Source organism: Vibrio sp. 03_296 (genome assembly GCF_002265885.1).
Window position 1 is genome coordinate 1 of record NZ_NPKW01001174.1, and the last position, 1038, is coordinate 1038.

General features: G+C 47.2%; 3 rRNA genes. All 3 read right to left on the reverse strand.

Features of this window, described 5'->3' with window-relative positions:
• Positions 1 to 215 (reverse strand): 16S ribosomal RNA (locus CIK04_RS30690); the annotation flags it as partial.
• 294 nt (positions 216 to 509) lie between these two features.
• A 5S ribosomal RNA gene (gene rrf, locus CIK04_RS30695) occupies positions 510 to 625 on the reverse strand.
• An 89-nt stretch (positions 626 to 714) separates the two neighbouring features.
• Positions 715 to 1038, reverse strand: a 23S ribosomal RNA gene (locus CIK04_RS30700); the annotation flags it as partial.

The window sequence follows — 1038 nt, forward strand, 5'->3', positions numbered from 1 at the left end:
GGCCCGAAGGTCCCCCTCTTTGAGCCGAAGCTATCATGCGGTATTAGCCATCGTTTCCAATGGTTATCCCCCACATCAGGGCAATTTCCCAGGCATTACTCACCCGTCCGCCGCTCGCCACCCGAGAAACAAGTTTCTCTGTGCTGCCGCTCGACTTGCATGTGTTAGGCCTGCCGCCAGCGTTCAATCTGAGCCATGATCAAACTCTTCAATTAAAAGTTTTTTGAAGCTTTCGCTTCGGCTCAATGAATACTGAATAAATTGACTGTGCCGATACTTAGTATCGTTTTGGTCACTCAGTTCATTGATAAATCTTTTGGATTATCATCAACGAGTGCCCACACAGATTGATAGGTTTATATTGTTAAAGAGCTTTGCTTTCAGYGCCTTAGCACTTAAGCGAGGTGCGTATAATACGCGATTGACTCTGKAAGTCAACATAAAACTCTAAGCTTTTTTGCTTAAAACTTTATGGTGACTCGTCTAATTAAAGACAAGYCGAATTAAAAGCCTGGCGATGTTCTACTCTCACATGGGGAAACCCCACACTACCATCGACGCTATTTCGTTTCACTTCTGAGTTCGGAATGGGTTCAGGTGGGTCCAAAACGCTATGGTCGCCAAGCAAATTCTTAAAATTCGGAAAGCTGTTTGCGTTCTCTACACATTCAATTCGTTCTTGCTTTGAGTCCATCAAAACCCTTTGGGTGTTGTATGGTTAAGCCTCACGGGCAATTAGTACAGGTTAGCTCAACGCCTCACAGCGCTTACACACCCTGCCTATCAACGTTCTAGTCTCGAACAACCCTTCAGGATACTTAAAGTATCAGGGAAGACTCATCTCAGGGCTCGCTTCCCGCTTAGATGCTTTCAGCGGTTATCGATTCCGAACTTAGCTACCGGGCAATGCGTCTGGCGACACAACCCGAACACCAGAGGTTCGTCCACTCCGGTCCTCTCGTACTAGGAGCAGCCCCCTTCAATCTTCCAACGCCCACGGCAGATAGGGACCGAACTGTCTCACGACGTTCTAAACCC